At 71.6% G+C, this 25300-nt stretch carries 23 protein-coding genes and 1 pseudogene; 15 read left to right on the forward strand and 9 right to left on the reverse strand.

Annotation, left to right across the window (positions count from 1 at the left end; translation table 11 throughout):
- Positions 1-86: 86 nt before the first annotated feature.
- From ACGFYQ_RS25425 to ACGFYQ_RS25435, 3 genes and pseudogenes are all read left to right on the forward strand, one after another.
- Positions 87-1004: pseudogene (locus ACGFYQ_RS25425) on the forward strand (sterol desaturase family protein); the annotation flags it as partial.
- A 218-nt stretch (positions 1005-1222) separates the two neighbouring features.
- Positions 1223-1933 carry a lysoplasmalogenase gene (locus ACGFYQ_RS25430; RefSeq protein ID WP_393747566.1) on the forward strand — a complete coding sequence of 237 codons (711 nt, stop codon included), beginning with the start codon at positions 1223-1225 and terminating at the stop codon, positions 1931-1933.
- 30 nt (positions 1934-1963) lie between these two features.
- Positions 1964-3007 carry a zinc-dependent alcohol dehydrogenase family protein gene (locus ACGFYQ_RS25435; RefSeq protein ID WP_362389862.1) on the forward strand — a complete coding sequence of 348 codons (1044 nt, stop codon included), beginning with the start codon at positions 1964-1966 and terminating at the stop codon, positions 3005-3007.
- Between the two features lie 65 nt (positions 3008-3072).
- Here ACGFYQ_RS25435 and ACGFYQ_RS25440 read toward each other — a convergent pair whose 3' ends face one another.
- Positions 3073-4617: a S8 family serine peptidase gene (locus ACGFYQ_RS25440; protein WP_393747569.1), complete on the reverse strand. Its 1545-nt coding sequence runs from the start codon at positions 4615-4617 to the stop codon at positions 3073-3075.
- Between the two features lie 258 nt (positions 4618-4875).
- Between ACGFYQ_RS25440 and ACGFYQ_RS25445 the strand changes: the two genes are divergently transcribed.
- The 3 genes from ACGFYQ_RS25445 (at position 4876) to moaA (ending at position 8055) form a co-directional block, all read left to right on the forward strand.
- Positions 4876-5241, forward strand: a complete 366-nt coding sequence (locus ACGFYQ_RS25445; protein WP_362389858.1) for a DUF485 domain-containing protein — start codon at positions 4876-4878, stop codon at positions 5239-5241.
- Entirely contained in the window at positions 5238-6866 is a 1629-nt protein-coding gene (locus ACGFYQ_RS25450) for a cation acetate symporter (RefSeq protein WP_393747571.1), read from the forward strand. Before ACGFYQ_RS25445 ends, ACGFYQ_RS25450 begins: the two co-directional genes overlap by 4 nt.
- A gap of 199 nt (positions 6867-7065) precedes the next feature.
- The gene (gene moaA, locus ACGFYQ_RS25455; protein WP_393747573.1) at positions 7066-8055 is read left to right on the forward strand and encodes a GTP 3',8-cyclase MoaA; all 990 of its coding nucleotides are present in this window, start codon (positions 7066-7068) and stop codon (positions 8053-8055) included.
- Between the two features lie 25 nt (positions 8056-8080).
- Here the strand turns inward: moaA and ACGFYQ_RS25460 are convergent, their stop codons facing one another.
- Together ACGFYQ_RS25460 and ACGFYQ_RS25465 are read right to left on the reverse strand one after the other, a co-directional pair.
- Positions 8081-8320 (reverse strand): hypothetical protein, encoded by a 240-nt coding sequence (locus tag ACGFYQ_RS25460; RefSeq protein WP_393747575.1) that lies wholly within the window; start codon positions 8318-8320, stop codon positions 8081-8083.
- Between the two features lie 133 nt (positions 8321-8453).
- Positions 8454-8732, reverse strand: coding sequence for a DUF3099 domain-containing protein (locus tag ACGFYQ_RS25465; protein ID WP_393747650.1), 279 nt, complete (start codon positions 8730-8732; stop codon positions 8454-8456).
- A gap of 240 nt (positions 8733-8972) precedes the next feature.
- On the opposite strand from ACGFYQ_RS25465, the gene ACGFYQ_RS25470 reads away from it, so the two are divergent.
- Positions 8973-9251: a GlsB/YeaQ/YmgE family stress response membrane protein gene (locus ACGFYQ_RS25470; RefSeq protein ID WP_393747577.1), complete on the forward strand. Its 279-nt coding sequence runs from the start codon at positions 8973-8975 to the stop codon at positions 9249-9251.
- A 100-nt stretch (positions 9252-9351) separates the two neighbouring features.
- On the opposite strand, the gene tyrS is transcribed toward ACGFYQ_RS25470, so the two are convergent.
- From tyrS to ACGFYQ_RS25485, 3 genes are read right to left on the reverse strand one after another with little or no spacing between them, the layout of a single operon-like run.
- Complete coding sequence (gene tyrS / locus ACGFYQ_RS25475) at positions 9352-10620, reverse strand: tyrosine--tRNA ligase (RefSeq protein ID WP_393747579.1); 1269 nt, start codon at positions 10618-10620, stop codon at positions 9352-9354.
- Positions 10621-10673: 53 nt separating this feature from the next.
- Entirely contained in the window at positions 10674-12077 is a 1404-nt protein-coding gene (locus ACGFYQ_RS25480) for a metallopeptidase TldD-related protein (protein ID WP_393747581.1), read from the reverse strand.
- Entirely contained in the window at positions 12074-13597 is a 1524-nt protein-coding gene (locus tag ACGFYQ_RS25485) for a TldD/PmbA family protein (RefSeq protein WP_393747583.1), read from the reverse strand. Before ACGFYQ_RS25485 ends, ACGFYQ_RS25480 begins: the two co-directional genes overlap by 4 nt.
- 184 nt (positions 13598-13781) lie before the next feature.
- On the opposite strand from ACGFYQ_RS25485, the gene fabG reads away from it, so the two are divergent.
- The 3 genes from fabG to ACGFYQ_RS25500 all read left to right on the forward strand — a co-directional run bounded on the left by fabG (position 13782) and on the right by ACGFYQ_RS25500 (position 15948).
- Positions 13782-14501 carry a 3-oxoacyl-[acyl-carrier-protein] reductase gene (gene fabG, locus ACGFYQ_RS25490; protein WP_393747585.1) on the forward strand — a complete coding sequence of 240 codons (720 nt, stop codon included), beginning with the start codon at positions 13782-13784 and terminating at the stop codon, positions 14499-14501.
- A gap of 5 nt (positions 14502-14506) precedes the next feature.
- Positions 14507-15277: an enoyl-ACP reductase FabI gene (gene fabI, locus ACGFYQ_RS25495; protein WP_393747587.1), complete on the forward strand. Its 771-nt coding sequence runs from the start codon at positions 14507-14509 to the stop codon at positions 15275-15277.
- A gap of 209 nt (positions 15278-15486) precedes the next feature.
- Positions 15487-15948, forward strand: a complete 462-nt coding sequence (locus ACGFYQ_RS25500) for a hypothetical protein (protein ID WP_393747589.1) — start codon at positions 15487-15489, stop codon at positions 15946-15948.
- Between the two features lie 7 nt (positions 15949-15955).
- Here the strand turns inward: ACGFYQ_RS25500 and ACGFYQ_RS25505 are convergent, their stop codons facing one another.
- The gene (locus ACGFYQ_RS25505; protein WP_393747591.1) at positions 15956-16633 is read right to left on the reverse strand and encodes a FadR/GntR family transcriptional regulator; all 678 of its coding nucleotides are present in this window, start codon (positions 16631-16633) and stop codon (positions 15956-15958) included.
- Between the two features lie 78 nt (positions 16634-16711).
- Here ACGFYQ_RS25505 and ACGFYQ_RS25510 point away from each other — a divergent pair, with 78 nt between their 5' ends.
- The 4 genes from ACGFYQ_RS25510 (at position 16712) to ACGFYQ_RS25525 (ending at position 19199) form a co-directional block, all read left to right on the forward strand.
- Positions 16712-18061 carry a CynX/NimT family MFS transporter gene (locus ACGFYQ_RS25510; protein WP_393747593.1) on the forward strand — a complete coding sequence of 450 codons (1350 nt, stop codon included), beginning with the start codon at positions 16712-16714 and terminating at the stop codon, positions 18059-18061.
- A gap of 5 nt (positions 18062-18066) precedes the next feature.
- Positions 18067-18186 carry an SGM_5486 family transporter-associated protein gene (locus ACGFYQ_RS25515; protein WP_393747595.1) on the forward strand — a complete coding sequence of 40 codons (120 nt, stop codon included), beginning with the start codon at positions 18067-18069 and terminating at the stop codon, positions 18184-18186.
- 145 nt (positions 18187-18331) lie between these two features.
- On the forward strand, positions 18332-18571 hold the full coding sequence (locus tag ACGFYQ_RS25520; RefSeq protein ID WP_393747597.1) for a hypothetical protein: 240 nt from the start codon (positions 18332-18334) through the stop codon (positions 18569-18571).
- Positions 18572-18677: 106 nt separating this feature from the next.
- On the forward strand, positions 18678-19199 hold the full coding sequence (locus ACGFYQ_RS25525; protein ID WP_393747599.1) for a SixA phosphatase family protein: 522 nt from the start codon (positions 18678-18680) through the stop codon (positions 19197-19199).
- A gap of 75 nt (positions 19200-19274) precedes the next feature.
- On the opposite strand, the gene serB is transcribed toward ACGFYQ_RS25525, so the two are convergent.
- Both serB and ACGFYQ_RS25535 read right to left on the reverse strand, forming a co-directional pair.
- Entirely contained in the window at positions 19275-20474 is a 1200-nt protein-coding gene (gene serB, locus ACGFYQ_RS25530) for a phosphoserine phosphatase SerB (RefSeq protein ID WP_393747601.1), read from the reverse strand.
- A 378-nt stretch (positions 20475-20852) separates the two neighbouring features.
- The gene (locus tag ACGFYQ_RS25535; protein ID WP_393747603.1) at positions 20853-22418 is read right to left on the reverse strand and encodes a streptophobe family protein; all 1566 of its coding nucleotides are present in this window, start codon (positions 22416-22418) and stop codon (positions 20853-20855) included.
- Between the two features lie 235 nt (positions 22419-22653).
- Between ACGFYQ_RS25535 and ACGFYQ_RS25540 the strand changes: the two genes are divergently transcribed.
- Positions 22654-25206, forward strand: a complete 2553-nt coding sequence (locus ACGFYQ_RS25540) for an FHA domain-containing protein (protein ID WP_393747605.1) — start codon at positions 22654-22656, stop codon at positions 25204-25206.
- Positions 25207-25300: the final 94 nt, after the last annotated feature.

A 25300-nucleotide genomic window follows, 5' to 3' on the forward strand; every position in this document is an offset into this window, starting at 1 on the left:
ATCTCGCGAACCCGCGGTAACCCAGATGGATACCGATCGGTAACAACCTCTAGCGGCACCCCCGAAGCCGCCTCTATGGTGCGGACATGCCGAACCTGCCCGATGTCGTGCTGTGGTCCATACCCGCCTTCGTGCTGCTCACCGTCGTCGAGCTGGTGAGCTACCGGATCCATCCCGACGAGGACGCCGCCGGGTACGAGACCAAGGACGCCGTCACCAGCGTCGGCATGGGACTCGGCAGCATCGTCTTCGACCTGCTCTGGAAGATCCCGGTCGTCGCGATCTACACCGCCGTCTACGAGCTCACCCCGCTGCGGGTGCCCGTGGTGTGGTGGACCCTCCTGCTCATGCTGCTCGCGCAGGACTTCCTCTACTACTGGCAGCACCGCGGGCACCACGTGATACGGATCCTCTGGGCCTGCCACGTCGTCCACCACAGCAGCCGCAAGTTCAACCTCACCACCGCCCTGCGCCAGCCGTGGACCAGCGCCACCACCTGGCCGTTCTACCTGCCGATGATCGCCCTCGGCGTACACCCCGCCGTCATCGCCTTCTGCTACTCGGTCAACCTCGCCTACCAGTTCTGGATCCACACCGAGCGGATCGGCAAGCTGCCGCGGCCCGTCGAGTACGTCTTCAACACGCCCTCCCACCACCGCGTCCACCACGCCTCCCAAGGCGGCTACCTGGACCGCAACTTCGCCGGGATCCTGATCATCTGGGACCGGATGTTCGGCTCCTGGGTGGGGGAGACCGACAAGCCCGTCTTCGGCCTGACGAAGAACATCAACACCTACAACCCGCTGCGCGTGGCCACCCACGAGTACGCCGCCATCGCCCGCGACGTACGGGCCGCCACGAGCTGGCGCGAGCGCGCCGGACGCGTCTTCGGCGGCCCCGGCTGGCAGCCTGCCCGGGTCCAGGCTCCGGCCCAGGTCCAGGCCCCGGCTCAGGCCCACGCCCCGGCTCAGGCCCAGGCCCAGGCCCCGGCTCAGGCCCAGGCCCAGGCCCCGGCTCAGGCCCAGGCCCAGGCCCCGGCCCAGGCCCAGGCCCAGGCCCCGGCCCAGGCCCAGGCCCCGGCCCAGGCCCAGGCCCAGGCCCCGGCCCAGGCCCAGGCCCAGGCCCAGGTCCAGGTCCAGGCCCAGGAGCAGGCCCAGGCCCCGGCCCAGGAGCAGCCCCCCGCCCCGGCGCCCCAGCCCGCCGCCGCCCCGGAACCCGCCGCGTGAGCGCCACCGAGTCCCGTACGCCGTCCTGGGCGGCCCGCACCGCGCCCGCCGCCGGCGGCCTCGCGGGCCGCGTGCTGCTCGGCGCCTTCGCCGCGGCCACGGCCCTGGACCTCGGCTCGCTGCTCGCCGGCTGGCACCTCGGGCACGTCCTCGCCAAGCCGCTGCTGATGCCGCTGCTGGTGGCGTACGTGATCACCCGCGGCGCCCCCCGACTGCTGGTCGCCGCCCTGCTCTTCGGCTGGGGCGGGGACCTCGCCCTGCTCTTCGACGCCGAGCCCGCCTTCCTGATCGGCATGGGCTCCTTCGCCGCCGGGCACGTCTGCTACCTCGTGCTCTTCGGCCGGCGCGGCACCAACGCCCTGCTCGGAGGCGCGTACGCCCTCGCGCTGATCGGAACCGTCGCGCTGCTCTGGTCCGACCTCCCGGCCGACCTGCGCATCCCCGTCGCCGGCTACAGCCTGCTGCTCACCGCCATGGCCTACCGCTCCAGCGCCCTCGGGCTGCGGGCCGGGGCGGGCGGGGCGCTGTTCCTGCTCTCGGACACGCTCATCGCCACCGGCGTCGCCGCATGGCCCCAGCTGCCCCGGCCGGACTTCTGGATCATGGCCACCTATCTGGCCGCGCAGTTCCTCCTGGCCACCGGCGGACCCGCCCGCGAACAGGCGTACGGTAGGGAAGCCCCACAAGGGCGGCACAGCCACGACTGAACGATCCCCGAGCCGGAGGACTGCACCACCATGCGCGCCACCGTCATCCACGCCCCGCACGACATCCGCGTGGAGGAGGTGCCCGACGCTGCGATCCAGCGCCCCGAGGACGCCGTCGTCCGCGTCCTGCGTGCCTGCATCTGCGGAAGCGACCTGTGGGCCTACCGCGGCGAGGCCGAGCGCCAGCCCGGCCAGCGCATAGGCCACGAGTTCCTCGGCGTCGTCGAGGAGACCGGCTCCGCCGTGTCGGGCCTCAAGGCCGGCGACCTCGTCGTCGCCCCCTTCATGTGGTCCGACGGCACCTGCGACTACTGCTCCGAGGGCCTGTACACCTCCTGCGTGCACGGCGGCTTCTGGGGCTCGGTCGGCCACGACGGCGGCCAGGGCGAGGCGGTCCGCGTACCGCACGCCGACGGCACCCTGGTGAAGCTGCCCGCCGCGGCCGTCTCCGACGACCACCTGCTGACCGGGCTGCTCGCGCTCTCCGACGTCATGGGCACCGGCCACCACGCGGCGCTGGGCGCGGGCGTGCGCAAGGGCTCCACGGTCGCCGTCGTCGGTGACGGCGCGGTCGGCCTGTGCGGCGTCCTCGCCGCCAAGCGCCTGGGCGCCGAGCGGATCATCGCCCTGGGCCGCCACGCCGTCCGGACGGACATCGCCAAGCTCTTCGGGGCCACCGACGTCGTCGCCGAGCGCGGGGAGGCCGCCGAGGCCGCCGTCCGCGAGCTCACCGGCGGCCAGGGCGCGCACGCGGTCATCGAGGCCGTCGGCACCGAGCAGTCCATGCGCACCGCCGTGAACATCACCCGCGACGGCGGGGCCATCGGCTACGTCGGCGTCCCGCACGGCAGTGGCACCGGTCTCGACCTCGGCGTCATGTTCGACCGCAACATCACCCTGCGCGGCGGCGTCGCCCCCGTCCGCGCGTACATACCGGAGCTGCTGGAGGACATCCTCAGCGGCGCCATCGACCCCGCGCCCGTCTTCGACCGGGCCGTCTCCCTCGACGAGGTTCCGGACGGCTACCGAGCGATGGACGACCGCAGCGCGCTCAAGGTGCTGATCAAGCCCTGACGCCGGCATGAAAAGGAGAGGGCCGGGCGGGGTGACCCCCGCCCGGCCCTTTCGTGTAGGAGCTGTTACTTCACGGCCTTGAGCGCGTCGACCACGCCGTAGCCGTAGTAGCCGGTCTGGCCCCACTTGCTCACGCAGGTGGTGGCGTTTATCAGAGCGCCGGTCGCGTCGTAGACCTGGGCCGGGCAGGCCGTCTTGGTGGCCTGGCCCTTGAGCATCGCCTGCAGCTGCGACGGCGTGGCCGACGGGTGCGCGCTCTTGAGCAGGGCCGCGACGCCCGCGACGTGCGGGGTGGCCATCGAGGTGCCCTGCTTGTAGCCGTAGGCGCCGCCCGGGACGGTGGACAGCACGCGGCCGTTGGCGTCCGGGGTGGCCGGGACCTGCCACTTGTCGCCGCCGGGGGCCGCGACGTCCGCCACGCCCAGGCCGAAGCTGGAGTAGTACGACTTGAAGCCCTTGTCACCGGTCGCGGTCACCGTGACCACACCCGGCAGCTGGGTCGGTACGTCCAGGCAGACGCGCGGGTCGATGGTGCGCGGCGTCGGGGTGGTGTCGTTCGGGCTGGTGTCGTCGACGATCGAGTCGGACGCCAGGTCGAAGTTCTCGTTGCCCGCCGCGGCGACGTTCAGCACGCCCTTGCGCTGGGCGTAGTTGCTCGCCCGGGTGAGGGCCTCCACCAGCGCCTTCTGGTCGTCGTCCGTCTTGCAGTTGAAGTACCAGGGGTCGACGTAGTAGCTGTTGTTGGTCACCTCGATCCCCTTCTCGGCGGCGAACATGAAGCCGCACACGACCGCCTCGGTGTAGAACAGGCTGGTCCCGGGCTCGCTCACCTTGATCGCGGCGAGCTTCACACCGGGCGCGACACCGCTGACGCCCACGCCGTTGCGCGGGGCCCCGATGGTGCCGGCCACGTGCGTGCCGTGGTCGCTGCCGTCCACGTACGGGCGCCATGCGCCCTCGGAGGTGTCCGGTACGCCGCCGACGCAGTTGGCCGACTGCTCCTTGGAGAAGTTCGCGGCGAGATCCGGGTGGGTGTCGTCGACACCCGTGTCGATGATGCCCACCGTGACGTCGGGGCTGCCATCGTTGATCTTGTGAGCCTGATCGGCCTTGATCGCGCGCAGGTCCCACTGGTTGGACTCCAGCGGCTCCTGGCCCGGCGCCGCGTCCGCCGCCGCCTTGGCGGCGTCCGCCGCGCTGAGCTTCTGCGTCGTGCCCTCCTCGGTGGTCTGCACCGTCTGCAGGGGGGCCGTCCGGGTGGCGCCGACGGACACGAACAGTCCGCGCTGGGCCCGCAGCTGCTTGGCGAACTCCGGGTTCTGGGAGTGCGCGACTATGACGCCGATCTGCTCATGCGCCGTCACCACGGTTCCACCGGCGCGCTCGACGGCCTTCTTCGCCGCCGTCACCGTGGCGTACGAGTTCAGGTTCGCCACGTACGACAGCTTGGGCCCGGTGGTGTCGGCCTTGGAGGCCGTGGCCGCGTCCGCCGTGTTGCCCAGCGGAGCGGCGGAGGCCGCGACCGAGGGCAGGAAGGCGAGCGAGGCGGTGAGCGCCAGGCCGACCGGAACGGCGAGAGCTCGCCGGCGGCCGGATCCCAGATGAGCCATGGGTTCTCCACATCATCCTTGAAAAAACCGTCCGGTCGTGGTCACGGCGGACGGGTTCATGACATGTGGAACCTAGTGCCGGTGTTCGCTTCTGCGCCATCCGTTCGAGAAATCAGTCTCTGAAGAACCCGCGGGTGTTGAACCGTCCCGACGCGCCGGCCGTGCCGTTGACAGGGGGGCTCAGCACCACTGTCCCCCCACACGGAGGTTGTTATGTCCGTCGTCCCCACCGCGCCCGCATCGCAAGGAGAACCCCCCGTGACCACCGAAGCAGCGCCGCCACCGGGCAGCGCGGGAACGCCCCCGGCGGTCCCCACGGCCGAAGATTTCGGACACGTCCAGCAGAGCGCCGAGTTCGCCGAACTGCGCCGCTCCTACCGTTCCTTCGCCTTCCCGCTGACCGTGGCCTTCATCGCCTGGTACCTGCTCTACGTACTGCTGTCCAACTACGCGGGCGGCTTCATGGGGACCAAGCTCTTCGGTAACATCAACGTCGCCCTCGTGCTCGGCCTCGCCCAGTTCGCGACGACCTTCCTCATCGCCTGGCTGTACTCGCGGCACGCCGCCACCAAGCTCGACCCCAAGGCCGCGGCCATCAAGGCGAGGATGGAGGCCGGCGAATGAGCGGCTCGCTCCACCTGACGACGGTCGCGGCCGGTGCCACCGAGCACCGCCCGCTGATCATCACCCTCTTCGGCCTGTTCGTCGTCGCCACCCTGATCATCACGATCTGGGCCGGCCGACAGACGAAGGACGCCGCCGACTTCTACGCGGGCGGCCGCCAGTTCACCGGTTTCCAGAACGGCCTGGCCATCTCCGGCGACTACATGTCCGCCGCGTCCTTCCTCGGCATCGCCGGTGCCATCGCCCTCTTCGGCTACGACGGCTTCCTCTACTCCATCGGCTTCCTCGTCGCCTGGCTGGTCGCCCTGCTGCTCGTCGCCGAGCCGCTGCGCAACTCCGGCCGCTACACGATGGGTGACGTCCTCGCGTACCGGATGCGCCAGCGGCCCGTCCGTACCGCCGCCGGCACCTCCACCATCGTGGTCTCGATCTTCTACCTGCTCGCCCAGATGGCCGGCGCCGGCGTGCTCGTCTCGCTGCTCCTCGGCATCACCAGCGACGGCGGCAAGGTCGCCGTCGTCGCCCTCGTCGGCGTCCTGATGATCGTCTACGTGACCATCGGCGGCATGAAGGGCACCACCTGGGTCCAGATGATCAAGGCCGTCCTGCTGATCGCGGGCGCTCTGCTGATCACCTTCCTGGTGCTGGTGAAGTTCAACTTCAACATCTCCGACCTGCTGGGCAAGGCCGCCGAGAACAGCGGACAGGGCGCCAAGTTCCTGGAGCCCGGGCTGAAGTACGGCAAGGACGCGACCACGAAGCTGGACTTCATCTCGCTGGGCATCGCCCTGGTCCTGGGCACCGCCGGACTGCCGCACATCCTGATCCGCTTCTACACCGTGCCCACCGCCAAGGCCGCCCGCAAGTCCGTGAACTGGGCCATCGGCATCATCGGCGCCTTCTACCTGATGACGATCGCCCTCGGCTTCGGCGCCGCCGCCCTGCTGAAGCGCGCCGACATCCTGGCCTCCAACAAGGCGGGCAACACCGCGGCCCCGCTGCTCGCCCAGGAGATCGGCGGCGGGGCCGACTCCACCGGCGGCGCCATCCTGCTCGCCGTGATCTCCGCGGTCGCCTTCGCCACCATCCTCGCGGTGGTCGCGGGCCTCACCCTGGCCTCCTCCTCGTCCTTCGCCCACGACCTCTACGTGAACGTGATCCGCAAGGGCAAGGCCACCGAGCAGGAGGAGGTGCGCGCGGCCCGCTGGTCGACCGTGGTCATCGGCGCCGTCGCCATCGGCCTGGGTGCCCTCGCCCGCGACCTGAACGTCGCCGGCCTGGTCGCCCTCGCCTTCGCGGTCGCCGCCTCCGCCAACCTGCCGACGATCCTCTACAGCCTCTTCTGGAAGCGCTTCAGCACCCAGGGAGCGCTGTGGTCGATCTACGGCGGCCTGATCTCCGCGGTCGGCCTGGTGCTGTTCTCCCCGGTGGTCTCCGGGAAGCCCACCTCGATGTTCAAGGACGCGGACTTCTACTGGTTCCCGCTGGAGAACCCGGGCATCATCTCCATCCCGCTCGGCTTCCTGCTGGGCTGGCTCGGAACCGTCCTGTCGAAGGAGAAGGCGGACCCCCAGAAGTTCGCCGAGCTGGAGGTCCGCTCCCTCACGGGAACCGGGGCTCACTGAGCGGGTTCACCGAGCGGCCCACCGAGCGGGCCCACCGAGCTCTATGAGTTCGGCCGAACACCGTGCGTGGCCGCGTCGTACTTCCCTACGACGCGGCCGCGTTACGTCTCGTTCATTTGGGGACCCCTTCATGACACAGGCGTCACGTAGGCTCGATTTATCGAACCTCTACAGATCCGGACAGGGGAGGGGGCCCACAGTGCTTCTCGACACATACGGCCGCGTGGCAACTGACCTGCGCGTCTCGCTCACCGACCGGTGCAATCTGCGCTGTACCTACTGCATGCCCGAGGAGGGCCTGCAGTGGCTCGGAAAGTCCGATCTGCTGAGCGACGAGGAGATCGTGCGGCTGATCCGCATCGCGGTCACCCGGCTCGGGATCACCGAGGTCCGCTTCACCGGCGGCGAGCCGCTGCTCCGCCCCGGCCTGGTCGGGATCGTCGAGCAGTGCGCGGCCCTGGAGCCCCGCCCCAAGATGTCGCTGACCACCAACGGCATCGGCCTCAAGCGCACCGCGCAGGCCCTGAAGGCCGCCGGCCTGGACCGGGTGAACGTTTCCCTGGACACCCTGCGGCCCGAGGTCTTCAAGACCCTCACCCGCCGTGACCGCCACAAGGACGTCATAGACGGCATGGCCGCGGCCCGCGAGGCCGGCCTCACCCCCGTCAAGGTCAACGCGGTCCTCATGCCGGGACTCAACGACGACGAGGCCCCCGACCTGCTGGCCTGGGCCGTGGAGAACGCGTACGAGCTCCGCTTCATCGAGCAGATGCCGCTCGACGCCCAGCACGGCTGGAAGCGCGACGGCATGATCACCGCCGGTGACATCCTGCAGTCACTGCGCACCCGCTTCACGCTCACCGAGGAGGGCGCCGACGAGCGCGGCTCCGCCCCGGCCGAGCGCTGGGTGGTCGACGGCGGCCCGGCCACCGTCGGCGTCATCGCCTCCGTCACCCGCCCGTTCTGCGGCGCCTGCGACCGTACGCGGCTCACGGCCGACGGCCAGGTGCGTACGTGCCTGTTCGCCACCGAGGAGTCGGACCTGCGCGCCGCCCTGCGCTCGGGCGCCCCGGACGAGGAGATCGCCCGGCTCTGGAAGGTGGCGATGTGGGGCAAGAAGGCCGGGTCCGGTCTCGACGACCCGTCCTTCCTGCAGCCCGACCGCCCAATGTCGGCGATCGGCGGCTAGGTCCTGTCCGGCGTCGGGGCGAGCGCTAGCGCTCGCGCTCCGAGCCCTCCGGCTGCACCCACTCGTCGAGCTTCACGACGTCCTTGAGGAAACCGCGGACCCCCAGGAACTGGGAGAGGTGTTCGCGGTGGTCCCCGCAGGCCAGCCAGGTCTTGCGCCGCTCCGGCGTGTGCAGCTTCGGGTTGTTCCACGCCAGCACCCAGACGGCCGCGTCGCGGCAGCCCTTGGCGGAGCATGTGGGGGTCTCGGTATCAGGGGAGGTCACGCCTCAACCCTACGGAAAGGCGACGCCGAGCAGCCACGGGGGGAGCTGCCCGGCGTCGGTCCGTCGCTCCGACGGGGGATGCGGAGCGCGTAGGCAGTATGTCACGCAGGACCCGGTACGGTGCACCGGAACTTCATGATTGATCTGAGCTTTTCTTGAGGTTTTCCGCGTCCAGCGCAGGCCTCACGGGAGCCGGGATGAAGTGCGAGGGCAGCGAGGGGGCCGACTCGCGCCCCGCGTTGGCGATGACCACGGCGACGTAGGGCAGCAAGGCGCCCGCGATCAGCGTCACGATCGCCACCGGGCGCTGCACGTTCCACAAGAGCACGGTCGCGATGACCGACAGGGTCCTGATCGCCATCGAGATCACATAGCGTCGCTGACGGCCCCGCACATCCTCGGCGAGCCCCATCCGCGCGCCGGTGATACGGAAGACCTCGGCCCCGTTCCGCTTCTGTCGCTTCGTCCGCTCCACGCTTCACCACCCGATCACCCGCCGGACACTCCCCGGCCCGGACCCTCCCACCGTACGCGGCCTCCCGGACCGCGAGGAGAGGGGGTGTCCCCCGAATGGGGTGCCCGAAATGCGCGGTACGCCGTACGGGCCGAGACTGGGCGCACGTGCGCACAACGCGCCAGGAGGAGGCTCGACATGTCTTGGTTGTGGGCGATCATCGTCGGTTTCGTGTTGGGCCTGATAGCCCGGGCCATCCTGCCGGGCAAGCAGCACCAGCCCCTCTGGCTGACCACGATCTTCGGCATCATCGGCGCGGTCCTCGGCAACGCCGTCGCCACCTGGATCGGCGTCGAGGACACCAAGGGAATCGACTGGACCCGGCACTTGCTGCAGCTGGCCGGAGCGGTCCTGATCGTCGCTCTCGGCGACATGGCCTACAAGGCGGTCCGGGGCAACAAGCGGCAGATGACCTAGTCGGCCCCCGGGCATGACGGAGGGGCCGGCCGGACTTCGTGTCCGAACCGGCCCCTCCGCCGTGCTCGTGCCGTGCCGCCCCGCGAGGCGTTCTCAGGCGTCAGGCGCCGGTGACCTCGACCGCGGCCAGGCTCTTCTTGCCGCGGCGCAGCACCAGCCACCGCCCGTGCAGCAGGTCCTCCTTGGCGGGGACCGCGTCCTCGGCGGTGACCTTCACGTTGTTCACGTAGGCCCCGCCCTCCTTCACGGTCCGGCGGCCGGCCGACTTGCTCGCGACCAGACCGGTCTCCGCCATCAGGTCCACCACCAGGCCGAGCTCCGCCACCTGGGCGTGCGGCAGCTCGGACAGGGCCGCGGCCAGCGTGGCCTCGTCGAGCTCCGCCAGGTCGCCCTGGCCGAACAGCGCCTTCGACGCGGCGATCACGGCGGCGCACTGGCCGGCGCCGTGCACCAGCGTGGTCAGCTCCTCCGCCAGCGCCCGCTGCGCGGCGCGGGCCTGCGGCCGCTCGGCGGTCTGCGCCTCCAGCGCCTCCAGCTCCTCACGGCTCTGGAAGGACAGGATCCGCATGTAGGTGGAGATGTCCCGGTCGTCCACGTTCAGCCAGAACTGGTAGAACGCGTACGGCGTGGTCATCTCCGGGTCCAGCCAGACGGCCCCGCCCTCGGTCTTGCCGAACTTGGTGCCGTCCGCCTTGACCATCAGCGGGGTCGCCATCGCGTGCACGACCGCGCCCGGCTCGACCCGGTGGATCAGGTCGAGGCCGGCCGTCAGGTTGCCCCACTGGTCGGAGCCGCCCTGCTGGAGCACGCAGCCGTGGCGCCGGTAGAGCTCCAGGAAGTCCATGCCCTGGAGCAGCTGGTAGCTGAACTCCGTGTAGCTGATGCCCTGGTCGGACTCCAGCCGCTTGGCGACCGAGTCCTTCGTCAGCATCTTGTTGACGCGGAAGTGCTTGCCGATGTCCCGCAGGAACTCGATCGCGGACATGCCCGCCGTCCAGTCCAGGTTGTTCACCAGGACCGCCGCGTTCTCGCCCTCGAAGGACAGGAACGGCTCGATCTGCGAGCGCAGCCGGTTCACCCACTCCGCGATGACCGCGGGATCGTTCAGGGTCCGCTCGGCGGTCGGGCGGGGGTCACCGATCTGACCGGTGGCCCCGCCGACCAGCGCGAGCGGCCGGTTCCCGGCCAGCTGGAGCCGGCGCATGGTGAGCACCTGCACCAGGTGCCCCACGTGCAGCGAGGCCGCGGTCGGGTCGTAGCCGCAATAGAACGTGACAGGACCGTCCGCGAACGCCTTGCGCAGCGCTTCTTCGTCGGTGGACTGGGCGAAGAGCCCGCGCCACTTCAGTTCGTCGACGATGTCCGTCACGGTTCTCTCGACTCCTTTTGGTGTAGGGAAATACAAAGCCCAGTCTAGGTGGGTCAGACCCCCTGGCTGACCGAGCTCATGTTGAAGTCCGGGATGCGCAGCGCCGGCATCGCGGCCCGGGTGAACCAGTCGCCCCACTCGCGCGGCAGGGTCTTCTCGGTCCGGCCGGCCTCCGAGGCCCGCGACAGCAGGTCCACGGGGGACTCGTTGAACCGGAAGTTGTTGACCTCGCCGACGACCTGCCCGTTCTCCACCAGGTAGACGCCGTCCCGGGTCAGGCCCGTGAGCAGCAGGGTGGCCGGGTCGACCTCGCGGATGTACCAGAGGCAGGTCAGCAGCAGGCCCCTCTCGGTGCCCGCCACCATCTCCTCCAGCGACTTGTCGCCGCCGCCCTCCAGGAGCAGGTTCCCGAAGGCCGGGGACAGCGGCAGGCCGGTCAGCCCGGCGGTGTGCCGGGTCGTGGTCAGCCGGGTCAGCTCCCCGTCCCGGATCCACTCGGTCGCCGGGACCGGCAGGCCGTTGTCGAACACCGAGGCGTCGTCCCCGGAGCTGTGCGCGATCACGAACGGCGCGGACTCCAGGCCCGGCGCGTTCGGGTCGCTGCGCAGGGTCAGCGGGAGCTCCGACAGCTTCTCGCCGACCCGGGTGCCGCCCCCGGGCTTGGAGAAGACCGTACGGCCCTCCACCGCGTCCCGGGCCGCCGCCGACCACATCTGGTAGATCAGCAGGTCGGCCACGGCGGTCGGCGGCAGCAGGGTCTCGTACCGTCCGGCAGGCAGCTCGATCTTCCGCTCCGCCCAGCCCAGGCGTACGGCGAGCTCCGCGTCCAGCACGGTCGGGTCCACGTCCTTGAAGTCCCGGGTGGCGCGGCCGGCCCAGGCCGAGCGCTGCCGGTCGGGGGACTTGGCGTTGAGCTCCAGGGTGCCCTTGGGCTGGTCGTGGCGCAGCCGCAGGCCCGTCGAGGTGCCGACGTACGTGGAGACCAGCTCGTGGTTGGCGAAGCCGTACAGCTCCCGGCCGCCCGCGCGGGCCCGGGCGAAGGCCTCGCCGAGGGCCGGCGCGAAGTCCGCGAACACCGCCGAGGAGGTCTCGGCGGGGGAGTCCGTGAAGTCGGGCGAGGCCGGGGTCCCGGTCACCAGCGGCTGGGCGTCCTCGGCGGGACCCGCCCCGCGCGCGGCCGCCTCGGCGGCCCGGACCAGCGGCTCCAGGTCCGCGGCGGTGACGGCGGAGCGCGAGACGACCCCCGAGGCCGTGCCCTCCTTGCCGTCGACCGTGGCGATGACGGTGAGGGTCCGGCCGCGGGTGACACCGTTCGTCGTCAGGGCGTTGCCCGCCCAGCGCAGATTGGCGCTCGACTCCTCGTCGGCGATGACGACGCAGCCGTCGGCGGTGGACAGCTCCAGGGCCCGCTCGACGATCTCGTGGGGCTTGGTGCGTCCGTTCGAAAGCGTGCTCATCGGCCGGCCTCCTGCGTGGTGTTCAAGATGTTCACGTCGCGGAACAGCGCGGACGGGCAGCCGTGCGAGACGGAGGCCACCTGGCCCGGCTGGGCCTTGCCGCAGTTGAAGGCGCCGCCCAGGACGTAGGTCTGCGGGCCGCCGACCTTCTCCATCGAGCCCCAGAAGTCGGTGGTCGTGGCCTGGTACGCGACGTCGCGCAGCTGCCCGGCCAGCTTGCCGTTCTCGATCCGGAAGAACCGCTGCCCGGTGAACTGGAAGTTGTAGCGCTGCATGTCGATCGACCAGGAGCGGTCGCCGACCACGTAGATCCCGCGCTCGACCCCGCCGATGAGGTCCTCGGTGGACAGGCCGCCCGGATCCGGCTGGAGCGACACGTTCGCCATGCGCTGCACGGGCACGTGCCCGGGGGAGTCGGCGTACGCGCAGCCGTTCGAGCGGCCGAGACCGGTCAGCTTCGCGATCCGCCGGTCCAGCTGGTAGCCGACCAGGGTGCCGTCCTTGACCAGGTCCCAGCTCTGCGCCTCGACGCCCTCGTCGTCGAAGCCGACCGTGGCCAGCCCGTGCTCGGCGGTGCGGTCACCCGTCACGTTCATGATGGGGGAGCCGTACTTGAGCTTGCCGAGCTGGTCGAAAGTGGCGAAGGAGGTCCCCGCGTACGCCGCCTCGTAACCCAGCGCCCGGTCGAGCTCGGTGGCGTGGCCGATGGACTCGTGGATGGTCAGCCACAGGTTGGACGGGTCCACCACCAGGTCGTAGCGCCCGGCCTCCACGCTCGGCGCCCGCATCTTCTCGGCGAGCAGCCCCGGGATCTGCTCCAGCTCGGCGTTCCAGTCCCAGCCGGTGCCGGTCAGGTACTCCCAGCCGCGCCCGGCCGGCGGGGCGATGGTGCGCATGGAGTCGAACTCGCCGGTGGTGGTGTTCACGGCGACCGCCGTGAGCTGCGGGTGGATCCGGACCCGCTGCTGGGTCGTCACGGTGCCCGCGGTGTCGGCGTAGAACTTGTTCTCGTGCACGGCGAGCAGCGAGGCGTCCACGTGCGCGACCCCGTCGGCCGCCAGCAGCCGCGAGCTCCAGTCGGCGAGCAGGGCCGCCTTGTCCGCGTCGGGAACCTCGAAGGGGTCCACGTCGTAGGCGGAGATCCAGGTCCGCTCGGAGTGCACCGGCTCCTCGGCCAGTTCCACCCGCTCGTCGGAGCCCGCGGCCTTGATCACCTGGGCGGACAGCTTCGCCATGGCCACGGCCTGCGAGGCCACCTTGGCGGCGGCGTCCATGGTCAGGTCCACACCGGAGGCGAACCCCCAGCTGCCTCCGTGCACCACGCGGACCGCGAACCCGAGGTCGGTGGTGTCGGAGCCGCCGGAGGGCTTGGCGTCCCGCAGCCGCCAGGAGGCGCTGCGGATCCGCTCCAGCCGGAAGTCGGCATGCTCGGCGCCCAGCGCGCGCGCCCGGGCGAGCGCCGCGTCGGCGAGCGCCCGCAAGGGAAGCGCGGTGAAGGCCGCGTCGATGGAATGGGGCACGGAAGTCCTCCCGGGGTCGGAGCCGGTCGCCCCGATCATGTCGCGCTCAGGGCTCTTGTGCCTACATCTTTCTGTAGGGACTCGACAGAGCCCGCCGCAAGGCCCTGTCGGAGGTCGATTCTCCGTACGAGGGACACGGCCTATAGGTTTTCGGTATTCAGACCGCTAGCGAAAGGGTGATCCGTTGAGCCGCTCGGTTCTCGTCACCGGAGGAAACCGGGGCATCGGCCTCGCCATCGCCCGTGCCTTCGCGGAGGCCGGAGACAAGGTCGCGATCACGTACCGGTCCGGCGAGCCGCCGGAGGCACTGACCTCGATCGGCGTCCTGGCGGTCCGCTGCGACATCACCGACTCCGAGCAGGTGGAGCAGGCCTACAAGCAGATCGAGGACACGCACGGCGCGGTCGAGGTGCTGGTGGCCAACGCCGGCATCACCAAGGACACGCTGCTGATGCGGATGTCCGAGGAGGACTTCTCCTCGGTCGTCGACACCAACCTCACCGGCACCTTCCGGGTGGTCAAGCGCGCGAACCGTGGCATGCTCCGTGCCAAGAAGGGCCGCGTCGTCCTGATCTCCTCGGTCGTCGGACTGCTGGGCTCGGCGGGTCAGGCCAACTACGCCGCCTCCAAGGCCGCGCTGGTCGGCTTCGCCCGCTCGCTCGCCCGTGAGCTGGGCTCCCGCAACATCACGTTCAACGTGGTCGCCCCCGGCTTCGTCGACACGGACATGACTAAGGTGCTCACCGACGAGCAGCGCGCGGGCATCGTGGGCCAGGTGCCGCTCGGCCGTTACGCGCAGCCCGAGGAGATCGCGGCAGCCGTGAGCTTCCTGGCGTCCGACGACGCCGCGTACATCACCGGAGCCGTCATTCCCGTTGACGGCGGATTGGGCATGGGTCACTGATCACCATGAGCGGAATTCTCGAGGGCAAGCGCATCCTCATCACCGGGGTGCTGATGGAATCGTCCATCGCTTTCCACACCGCCAAGCTGGCCCAGGAGCAGGGCGCCGAGGTCATCCTGACCGCGTTCCCGCGCCCGACGCTGACCGAGCGCATCGCCAAGAAGCTGCCCAAGCCGGTCAAGGTGATCGAGCTCGACGTCACCAACCAGGAGCACCTGGACCGCCTGGAGGACCTCGTCCGTGACGAGCTCGGCGGCCTCGACGGCGTCGTGCACTCCATCGGCTTCGCGCCGCAGGACGCCCTCGGCGGCAACTTCCTGAACACGCCGTTCGAGTCGGTCGCCACCGCCATGCACGTTTCGGCGTTCTCGCTGAAGTCGCTGACCATGGCCTGCAAGCCGCTGTTCCCGCGCGAGGGCGCGGCCGTCGTCGGCCTCACCTTCGACGCGCAGTTCGCGTGGCCGCAGTACGACTGGATGGGCCCGGCCAAGGCCGCGCTGGAGGCCACCAGCCGCTACCTCGCCCGTGACCTGGGCAGGGAGAACATCCGCTGCAACCTGGTCTCGGCCGGCCCGATCGGCTCGATGGCCGCGAAGTCCATCCCGGGCTTCTCGGAGCTGGCGGACGTCTGGAACTCCCGTTCCATGCTGGAGTGGGACATGAGCGACCCGGAGCCGGCGGGCAAGGGCGTCGTCGCCCTGCTGTCGGACTGGTTCCCGAAGACCACCGGCGAGATCGTCCACGTGGACGGCGGCCTGCACGCGATGGGTGCCTGACGGCCCCTGACTCCGTACGGCGGCGGCCGCGCTTCCCCTCCGGGAGGCGCGGCCGCCGCCGTTCGCGTGCCCTCGGAGCGGCCTGCGGCGGCGCACTCGATCGAATGTTCGCCGTCTGGCCGGATCTTCCCGAGTCGAAAACCGGGACAGATGCCTGCAAACTGGCCGAGTCGGGATCTTCCCGGCTCCTGCGGGGAGGAGGTACGGGAGTGCGAGCGAGAACGAGCCGGACGCTGGCGCTGCTGTTCACCTCGGCGATCCTCACCGGACTCCTGGGCCCGGGCGCGCTCGCGCAGCCCGCGGGCGAGGAATCGGCGCCCGGCCCCGAAGCGGTCGCCCCTGCCGTGGTGGACCCCGCCGTGGTCGACACCGCCGTGGTGGACCTCGCCGACATCCCCGCCGAACCCCCCGTACAGCCATCGCGGCCCGCCGTCCGCGATCTCTTCGGCGCCGACTGCGACACCGAGATCAACGGCTCGCAGGTGACGGCGCGCTGCCACAACGGCTACCCGGAGACCGACCTGGTGCGGCTGCACGTCGAGTGCGACCGATGGTGGGACGTGGACGGCGACGGCGCCGCCGTGGCCGTCGGCCCGGCCGGGCGCGTCGAACTCGTCAGCCGCTGCTGGAAGGAGGTCCGCTCGGCCTGGGTCAGCCACGAGCGGCCGTGATCCACCCTCAGGCGGTGCCCTTTCCGAGGCAGGCGAAGGGATAGCCCGCCGCCTCCGAGGCGGCCGCGTCCCCGTCGCCCCGCCGAATCGCCTCGATCAGCCGCCCGTGGTCCAGATGGGCTGAGGGGTGCAGTTCGGTCCCGACGTCCGCGCGCAGCCAGTCCGCCACCAGATCGCCGAGGTCCGCGTACAGCTCGACCAGCACGTCGTTGTGCGAGGCCGTGACCACCGCCATGTGCAGGCTCACGTCCGCCGCCACGAACAGCTCCGCGTCCCCGCTCGCCCACGCCTCCTCGCGCCGCGCCAGCAGCGCGTCCAGCTGTACGAGGTCCCGCTCGGTCCGCCGCTCCGCCGCCAGCCGGGCGGCCGAGGACTCCAGGGTCGAGCGCAGCTCGGCGATGTGCCGCGGTTCTGCCCCGGCGAAACGGCGGTGCATCACCCCGGCCAGCTCGCTGGTGGCGATGACGTAGGTACCCGAGCCCTGCCGGATGTCGAGCAGGCCGTTGTGCGCGAGCGCCCGCACGGCCTCGCGCACGGTGTTGCGGGCGACGCCGAGCAGCTCCACCAGCTCCGGCTCGGTGGGGATGCGGGCGCCGACCGGCCACTCGCCGGAGGTGATCTGGTTCCGCAACTGGGTGATCACCTGGTCGACGAGCGCGGAGCGCCGTGGCGAGGTCAGCGGCATGGGTCCTCTTCGTTCCTGTCGGGGGCGAGACTGAGGGCGACTGGACAATCAATCATCCCATGATTCTATGATGGGGGAATGCTTGACGATGACGTACAGACGCTCGACCGGCCCGCCGGGGGCCACAAGCCCTCGCGGCACGTCACCGGCGAGGCCGGGGCCGCGGCGGACCACGCCGCGGCCGCCGCCCCGAGCGCACCGGCGCAGCCGGCTTGGCTCGGTCCGGTGCTCATCGTCGGAATCGTGCTGGCCGCCCTCAACCTGCGGCCCGCCATCACCAGCCTCGGCGCCCTCTTCGAGGAGACCCGCACGGGCCTCGGCATGAGCGGCACCGTCGCCGGACTCATCACCTCCGTCCCCGCCCTCTGCTTCGCCGTCTTCGGCGTCACCGCGCCCCGGCTCTCCCGCCGCTTCGGCCCGGCCGCCGTCGTCTGCGCCGGCATGGCCGCCGTCGCCGCGGGCCTGCTGATCCGCCCCTTCGCGGGCAACGCCGCCGCCTTCCTCGCCGCCAGCGCGCTGTCCCTGGCCGGCATAGCCCTGACCAACGTCCTGCTCCCGGTGATCGTCAAGCGCTACTTCCCGGACCGGGTCGGCACCATGACCGGCCTGTACTCCATGGCGCTGGCCGCCGGCACCTCGCTCGCCGCCGCCGCGACCGTCCCGCTGACCGGCGCCCTCGGCGGCAGCTGGCGCACCGGCCTGCTGGTCTGGGCCGTGCTCGCACTGGTCGCCGTACTGCCCTGGCTGCCCATCGCCCGCGCCTCCCGGCGCGCCGCACAGGCCGCGGCCGCCGCCGCCGGCTCCGGCGAGGGGACAGCCGTACGGGCCGACACCGGCCCCCGGGTCGTCCGCAGCCGTACCGCCTGGGCCCTGGCCTGCTACTTCGGCCTCCAGGCCACCGGCGCGTACATCACCATGGGCTGGCTCCCGCAGATCTTCCGCGACGCCGGAGTCTCCGCCTCCACCGCCGGCGTGCTGCTCGCCGTCACCATGGTCATGGGCGTCCCGCTCGCCTTCGTCATCCCCGGCCTGGCCGGCCGGATGCGGAACCAGGGCCCCATCGCCGTCACCCTCGGCCTCTTCGGCCTCGCCGGCTACCTCGGGCTCTACTTCGCCCCGGCCGCCGGCGCGTGGGCCTGGGCGCTCCTGCTCGGCGTCTCCAACTGCGCCTTCCCCCTCGTCATCACGATGATCGGACTGCGCACCAAGTCCCCGGCCGGCGTCGTCAAGCTCTCCGCCTTCGCCCAGAGCACCGGCTACCTCATCTCCATCCCCGGGCCCCTGGTCATCGGCACCCTCTACCAGCACAGCGGCGGCTGGGACCTGCCCCTCGCCCTGATGGCCGGACTCCTCGTCCCGCAGATCGCGCTCGGCGTCCTGGCCGGACGGGACCGCACCATCGAGGACGAATGCGGCATGCGAGACTGAGCGGCATGTCGCCCGTACTTGAACCCAACCCGCAGAACGGCCACAGGAAGCTCGGCCTCGTGCTCGGCGCGATGCTCGTCGTGTCCGTGATCATCTCCGTCATCGCGGCGATCGCCTCTCCGTGACGGGGAGGGTTGGTGGGGTTATCCCCACCAACCCCTAGGGGGCCAGGGTCAGGGTGAACTGGGGTGCGCCCCGGATGGGAACCGCCGCCTCGAATCCATAGATTCGAAGGAGCGAGCCAGTCCCGTCAGCACCCCGGAGGCGGCCATGTCGGCCCCCACGCACACCCGCTCCCTCCCGTCCGGCCCCCGAGCCGCCGCCCGGGCCGCCGCCGGCGCCCGGCACGGCGCCGACGCCCGCCTGCACTGGTGGGCGCTGGCCCTGCCCGCGCTCGCCTTCGGCCTCTTGCTGCTCCTGCTCGCGGGGTCCGGCGAGGCCCACGCCGCGAGCGGCGAGGCCACCGGGCTGATCCACGTCACCCAGCAGCTCCTGCGCGCCGTCGGCTGAACCGCGTACGTCGGGGTACGCCGGGCTGCGCCGGGCCGCCCCACCACCGTGTGAGGGCGTTCAACACCCTGCGCCCCGTGGCCCGTTTCATGCGAAGCTGGGAGCCATGAGCGCCGACACAACCCGCAGGATCGCCCTCCTCCGGCACGCCAAGGCCGACTGGCCCGAGGTGTCCGACCACGACCGTCCGCTGGCGGAACGAGGCCGCAAGGACGCACCGGCCGTCGGTCTGAAGCTCGCCGACACCGGCATCGCCTTCGACCTGGCCCTCTGCTCCGCCGCCGCCCGCACCCGCGAGACCTGGAAGCTCGCCGTCCAGGAGATGCCGCACCGGCCGAAGACCACGTACGAGGAGAGGCTCTACGACGCCTCGCTGGGCGAGCTCATCGCCCTGCTGAACGAGACCTCCGACGAGGTCAACGACCTCATCGTCATCGGCCACAACCCCGGCATGCACGCCCTCGCCGACGCCCTCTCCGGGCGCGCGCAGGGCGACACACTGGCACGCCTGACCCGTACCGGATTCCCGACCGCGGCCCTCGCCATCGTCTCCTTCACCGGCTCGTGGAAGTCCCTGGAGCACGGCGTGGGCACGCTGGTCGACTTCTGGACCCCCAAGGGGCACTGACCGGGGAGCACGGACCGGAGGAGGGCCCCGGCGGCCGTCGCGGCTGCCGGGGCCCTCCCGCGTCGTAGGTACGGATCAGGCCAGGTCGGCGGCTTCGATTTCCTCGCGGGTGATCCCGAGCAGGTACAGCACCGCGTCGATGAAGGGCACGTTCACCGCGGTGTGCGCGGCCTCGCGGACCACCGGCTTGGCGTTGAAGGCCACGCCCAGCCCGGCCGCGTTCAGCATGTCCAGGTCGTTGGCGCCGTCGCCGATGGCCACCGTCTGGGACAGCGGTACGTCGGCCTCCGCGGCGAAGCGGCGCAGCAGCCGGGCCTTGCCCGCCCGGTCCACGATCTCGCCGGTCACCCGGCCGGTCAGCTTCCCGTCGACGATCTCCAGCGTGTTGGCGGAGGCGAAGTCCAGCCCCAGCCGTTCCCGCAGATCGTCCGTCACCTGGGTGAAACCGCCGGAGACCACGCCCACCTGGTAGCCGAGCCGCTTGAGCGTACGGATCAGGGTCCGGGCGCCCGGGGTCAGCTGCACCTCGGCGCGGACCTTGTCGACGACGGAGGCGTCCAGCCCCGCCAGCAGAGCCACGCGGGCGTGCAACGACTGCTCGAAGTCCAGCTCGCCGCGCATCGCGCGCTCGGTGACCTCGGCGACCTCGGCCTCGCACCCGGCGTGCGCGGCGAAGAGCTCGATGACCTCGTCCTGGATCAGGGTCGAGTCCACGTCCATGACGACCAGGCGCTGGGCCCGGCGGTGCAGCCCGGCCGAGACCACGGCCACGTCCACGCCGATCTGCGCGGAGGCGGTGGCCAGCGCGGTGCGCAGGGGCTCGGTCTCGGTGCCGGAGACGGCGAACTCCACGGCGGTCACCGGGTACTTGGCGAGCCGGAAGATACGGTCGATGTTGCCGCCGGTCGCGGTGATCCTGGCCGCTATGGCCGCCGTGGACTCGGCGGTGAGCGGGTGCCCGAGCACGGTGACGTGGGACCGGCCACTGCCGCGCGGCCGGTTGTCACCGGTACCGGACAGGATCTCGGCCTGCAGCTTGAGCGACTCGGCCCAGCTGTGGACGGTGGCCCGCAGCTCGCCTTCGGCTCCGTCGGCGGGCTTGGTGACGAGGGCGCACAGGACGATGCGGCCACGGGTGACGACCTGCTCGATGTCGACGACGTCGACGGAGTAGGCGGCGAGGGTGTCGAACAGCCCGGCGGTGATCCCGGGACGGTCCTTGCCGAAGATCTTGACGAGGAGGGTGGGGACGTCGGAGGTCTGCGATGCGCTCATGGTCCCCTCACCGTATCTTCCCGCCCTCCAGGACAGGACCCCCGTCCCATTCCCTGAACGCGCCGCTCGCGCGGCTCGGCGCCGGGGCGCCTCTCCGGCTTCGCGACGCTGCGCCGGACTCCGTCCGCCGATCCGGGGCGGAGCCGGGGCCGGGGCCGGGGCCCTGCGGGGCTTCCCCCACCCCGCCCCTTCTCCCCCAGCTACCGCTGGGAGGGGCCCCCAGAAACCGGGCTCTGCCCGGACCCGGGCCTCAAACGCCGGACGGGCTGAAGATCAGCCCCGCCGGCGATTGAGGCGCGGGGGTCTGGGGCGGAGCCCCAGGGAACGGTGGAAGGGCGGGGCGGGGAGCGGCTCCGCGCAGCGGCCCCGTGCCGACGGTCACCGCGGCTTCGGCGGTGGCGGATCCTCTGGCGGGGGCGGCGGGGTGAAGGGCGGTCGCCGGGCCGGCTTCGGCGCCCTGGGCGGCCTCGGCGGGATGCCGGTGACCGTCACGTCCCAGGAGGCGTCCGGGTCCAGGTACGGGGAGGCCCGCCCCGACGGCGAGGCGGTCGGCGCACCGGGGCCGGGCCCCGTCGGGGCGGTGGCCGCGGGGCCGGGCCACGCCGGAGTGGCGTCGGGTCCGGCTGATCCGCCGGGGCCGAGCCGCCCGCCCGGCCCGGGGCCGGGCCACCCCGGGCCGGCGGACGGCAGGCGGACCCGGCGGCGCCGGGTCAGGAGGGCGCCCGCCGCGCCCGCCGCCGCTCCCCACGCCGCGCCCAGCGCCAGGGCGAGCGGGACGGACCCCCGCAGCGACACCCCGGCATCCACCGCGTCCACGCCCAGCACCGCCGGCGACGCGTCCGCCGAGAACCCCGTCAGCCACACCAGCCCCGCCAGGGCCACCCCGGTCACGGCCGACAACCGCGCCGCGCACCCCGCGATCCCGCGCCCCGGAGTCCGTACGGCGGCCAGCACCCCCGCGTAGAGCACCAGCAGCGCCGCCCCCGCGACCAGCAGCCAGACCCGCCCGTCGTACTCCGCCAGCCGGGCCACCGTCACCGGCTCCCGCGCCGGGCCCGTCAGCAGCTCGTCCAGCGGATCCGGCAGCAGCCGGGCCGGCGCACCCGAGGCCCGGCCGCTCAGCGGGACGAAGAGCCCCAGGAGCACGCCCGCCCAGGTCCCGTTCGGCGCGCCCAGCAGCGCCGCGCCCAGCACCCGCCCGGGGTGCTCGTCGCCCAGCGCCGCCCACACCGCCGCGGCCAGCCCGGCCGCCACCGCCACCAGCAGCATCGCCACCACCGCCGAGACGGCCGGCCGCAGCCGCGCCGGCGACGCGGGCCCGCGCCGCGAGACCAGCAGCGCCAGCGCCAGTACCACCGCCGCCCACACCCCCGCCCCCAGCAGCGTCGGCCCCGGCTCCACCGAGAACCCCACCCGGGCCCGTGCCTCGACCAGGTCCCCGACGCGGTCGGGGAGCAGCCCGCCGATGTCCCCGATACCGGGGATCTCGACCTTCGCCGGGGTCTTCGGCAGCACGGCCCCGTCGAGGGTGACCACGTCGTGCCCGACCCACGCCAGCGCGCCCGCCGCGCCGACGAGCAGCGCCGCGACCACCACCACCCGCGCGGCCGTCTCACCGGGGGCCGCCCCGGCCCGTACCGAACGCAGGAACAGCCCGGCCAGGACCAGGGCCCCGGCCAGCCCCACACCCAGGGGTACGACGTCCAGCGAAGCCCCGGCGCCCGCCCCGGCCACCCCGAAGACCGACAGGTCGCCCGAAGGGGTCACGGTGCCGCCCACGGCCAGCACGACCACGGCCGCGGTCATCGCCCCGAGCGAGCCTCCCGTCCCGTCGGCGCCCAACAGGCGGAGCCCGAGCGCCGCGACCCCCGCCATCACCACCAGGGACCAGCCCACGGTGGCGATCCCGCACAGCAGGACGTCTCCCCAACGGATGCGGCGCATGAGCGGTCCCCCGATGCGAGCCGAGCGGAGCGGTCCGAGCGGGACGGCCGGGCGAGAAGTCCCGTATCTCACTCTCCGGGTGACTTTCGCCCCCGTCAACGGGCAGGCGCAGACGCCCTGGCAAGGCCCGGATTCCACATGTGGCCGTGGGCCTGAAATAGTTCCCCCGGATGTTCGCCATCCCTAGACTCCCTGACGTCATGGGGGATTCTCGGGGGACTTAAGTGGGGCTGGAGTGCCGGAACTCGTACTGGAATTGAATGGAAGGACCTGGACGCTCGATCCGTCCAGGTCGTACTCCCTGGGGCGTGATCCCCAGGGAGATGTGGTGATCGATGACGCCCGGGTGTCCTGGCGGCACGCCACCATCAGCTGGAACGGCCGTGGTTGGGGCATCGAGGACCACGGCAGCACCAACGGGACCTACGTACACGGGGCTCGGGTGCAGCAGGCCGAACTCGTGCCCGGGACGCCGGTCCACCTGGGCAACGCCACCGACGGCCCGCGGCTGAATCCCGTCGGTGCCGCCGCGCCCCAGCCGGCCGTGGCCCAGCAGGCCCAGCAGGCCCCGGCTCAGGCGTACGCCCAGCCGCAGGCGCCCGCGTACCAGGCCCCGCAGCAGCAACAGCAGCCCCAGCAGCAGGCCTGGGCACAGCAGCAACAGCAGCCGCAGCACGCGCAGCCGCAGCAGCAGCCGCACGTCCCGCACCAGCAGGGCGGCGGCCCCGCCGCGGCCCGCCCGGCGCAGGGTGCCGCCCCGCACCACGGGGGCGACCGCAGCCCGACGACGTTCCACCAGCTGTCGCTGGGTCACGTCATGCGGATCGGCCGTGCGCTGGAGAACGAGCTGGTGGTCTCCGACCTCCAGGTCTCGCGCCACCACGCCGAGTTCCGCTCGATGCCCGGCGGCCGGTTCGAGATCCACGACCTCGGCAGCCACAACGGCACCTACGTCAACGGTCAGCCGCTGCCCAAGTCCGGCACCGCGCTGCTCGGCCCGAACGACATCGTCGGCGTCGGCCACTCGACGTTCCGGATCGTCGGCGACCGCCTCGAGGAGTTCGTCGACACCGGCGAGGTCTCCTTCTCGGCCCGCCACCTCACGGTCACGGTCGACGGCGGCAAGCAGATCCTCAAGGACGTCACCTTCGGCGTCCCGGAGAAGTCGCTGATCGGCGTCATCGGCCCGTCCGGCTCCGGAAAGTCGACGCTCCTCAAGGCGCTGACCGGCTACCGGCCCGCCGACCAGGGTGACGTCCTCTACGACAACCGCAACCTGTACAAGCAGTTCGCGGAGCTCCGCCAGCGCATCGGCCTGGTCCCGCAGGACGACATCCTGCACAAGGAACTCAAGGTCAGCACCGCCCTGAAGTACGCGGCCAAGCTCCGCTTCCCGGGCGACACCGCCGAGTCCGAGCGCGACGCCCGGATCAACGAGGTGCTGCGCGAGCTCAAGCTCGACATCCACAAGGACAAGAAGATCACCTCGCTCTCGGGTGGTCAGCGCAAGCGCGTGTCCGTGGCCCTGGAGCTGCTCACCAAGCCGTCGCTGATCTTCCTGGACGAGCCGACCTCCGGCCTCGACCCGGGCATGGACCGCGACGTCATGCAGCTGCTGCGCGGCCTCGCCGACGACGGCCGCACGGTCCTGGTGGTCACCCACTCGGTCGCCGAGCTGGCCATCTGCGACAAGCTGCTGGTCATGGCCCCGGGCGGTTCGGTCGCCTACTTCGGTCCGCCGGACGAGGCGCTGAACTTCTTCGGCTACACCACGTGGGCCGACGTCTTCTCGGCGTTCGAGAACTACCGCGACTACGACTGGGCCGGCCGCTGGAAGGGCTCGCAGCACTACCAGCTGTACGCCGCCGACCTCGACGCGGTCGCCCCGCAGTCCGTCGCGATGCCGTCCGCGCAGCAGATGATGCCCCCCAAGCCGCAGGGCTGGGGCTCGCAGCTGTGGACGCTGATCCGCCGCTACCTCTCGGTCATCGGCTCCGACAAGGGCTTCATCGGCCTGATGCTGATCCTGCCGGCGGTCCTGGGCGTGGTCTCGACGGTCATCCCCGCGAAGTTCGGCCTGGCGCCGCCCGTGGCGCCGTCCCGCTTCAACGGCGACGCCGGCACGATCATGCTGATCCTCGCGGTCGGCATGTGCTTCTCCGGCGCCGCCAACTCGGTCCGCGAGCTGATCAAGGAACGGGTCATCTACGAGCGGGAGCGCGCGACCGGCCTGTCCCGGTCGGCGTACCTCATGTCGAAGGTGATCGTCCTCGGCATCATCACGGCCGTCCAGGGCGTGATCATCTGTGCCATCGGCTTCACCCCGCGCGACCTGCCCACCGAGGGCCTGCTCATGCCGCCGGCCGTCGAGATCTGCCTGTCGGTCATCGCGCTCGGCTTCACCTCGATGATGTTCGGCCTGGTGATCTCCTCGCTGGTGAAGACCGCCGAGAAGACCATGCCGCTGCTCGTGATGTTCGCGATCGTCCAGGTCGTCTTCACCGGCATCCTCTTCCAGGTGTACGACTCCCCGGGCCTGGAGCAGTTCGCCTGGCTGATGCCGTCCCGCTGGGCCATCGCCGCCGCCGGCACCACCCTGAACCTCGGCAAGCTCATGCCGCCGTGGGACGCCGACAACCCGACCAACACCGACCCGCTCTGGGACGCCACGGTCGGCCAGTGGAGCCTGAACATCACCATCCTGCTGCTCATCGGCATCGCCTGCGGCTTCCTGGTGCAGCGCCTGCTGCGCCGCCACGAGCCCGAGGTCATGCGGGCCGGCAAGTAGTCCGGCCGCAGGGCTGCCCGTACGCACGAACGCCTCAGGGCGGCACCCGGTACTCCGGGGGCCGCCCTGAGGCGCATGGGGGGTCTTGGATGCC

Origin of the sequence: Streptomyces sp. NPDC048258 (genome assembly GCF_043201995.1) — a bacterium.
Classification (GTDB): domain Bacteria; phylum Actinomycetota; class Actinomycetes; order Streptomycetales; family Streptomycetaceae; genus Streptomyces.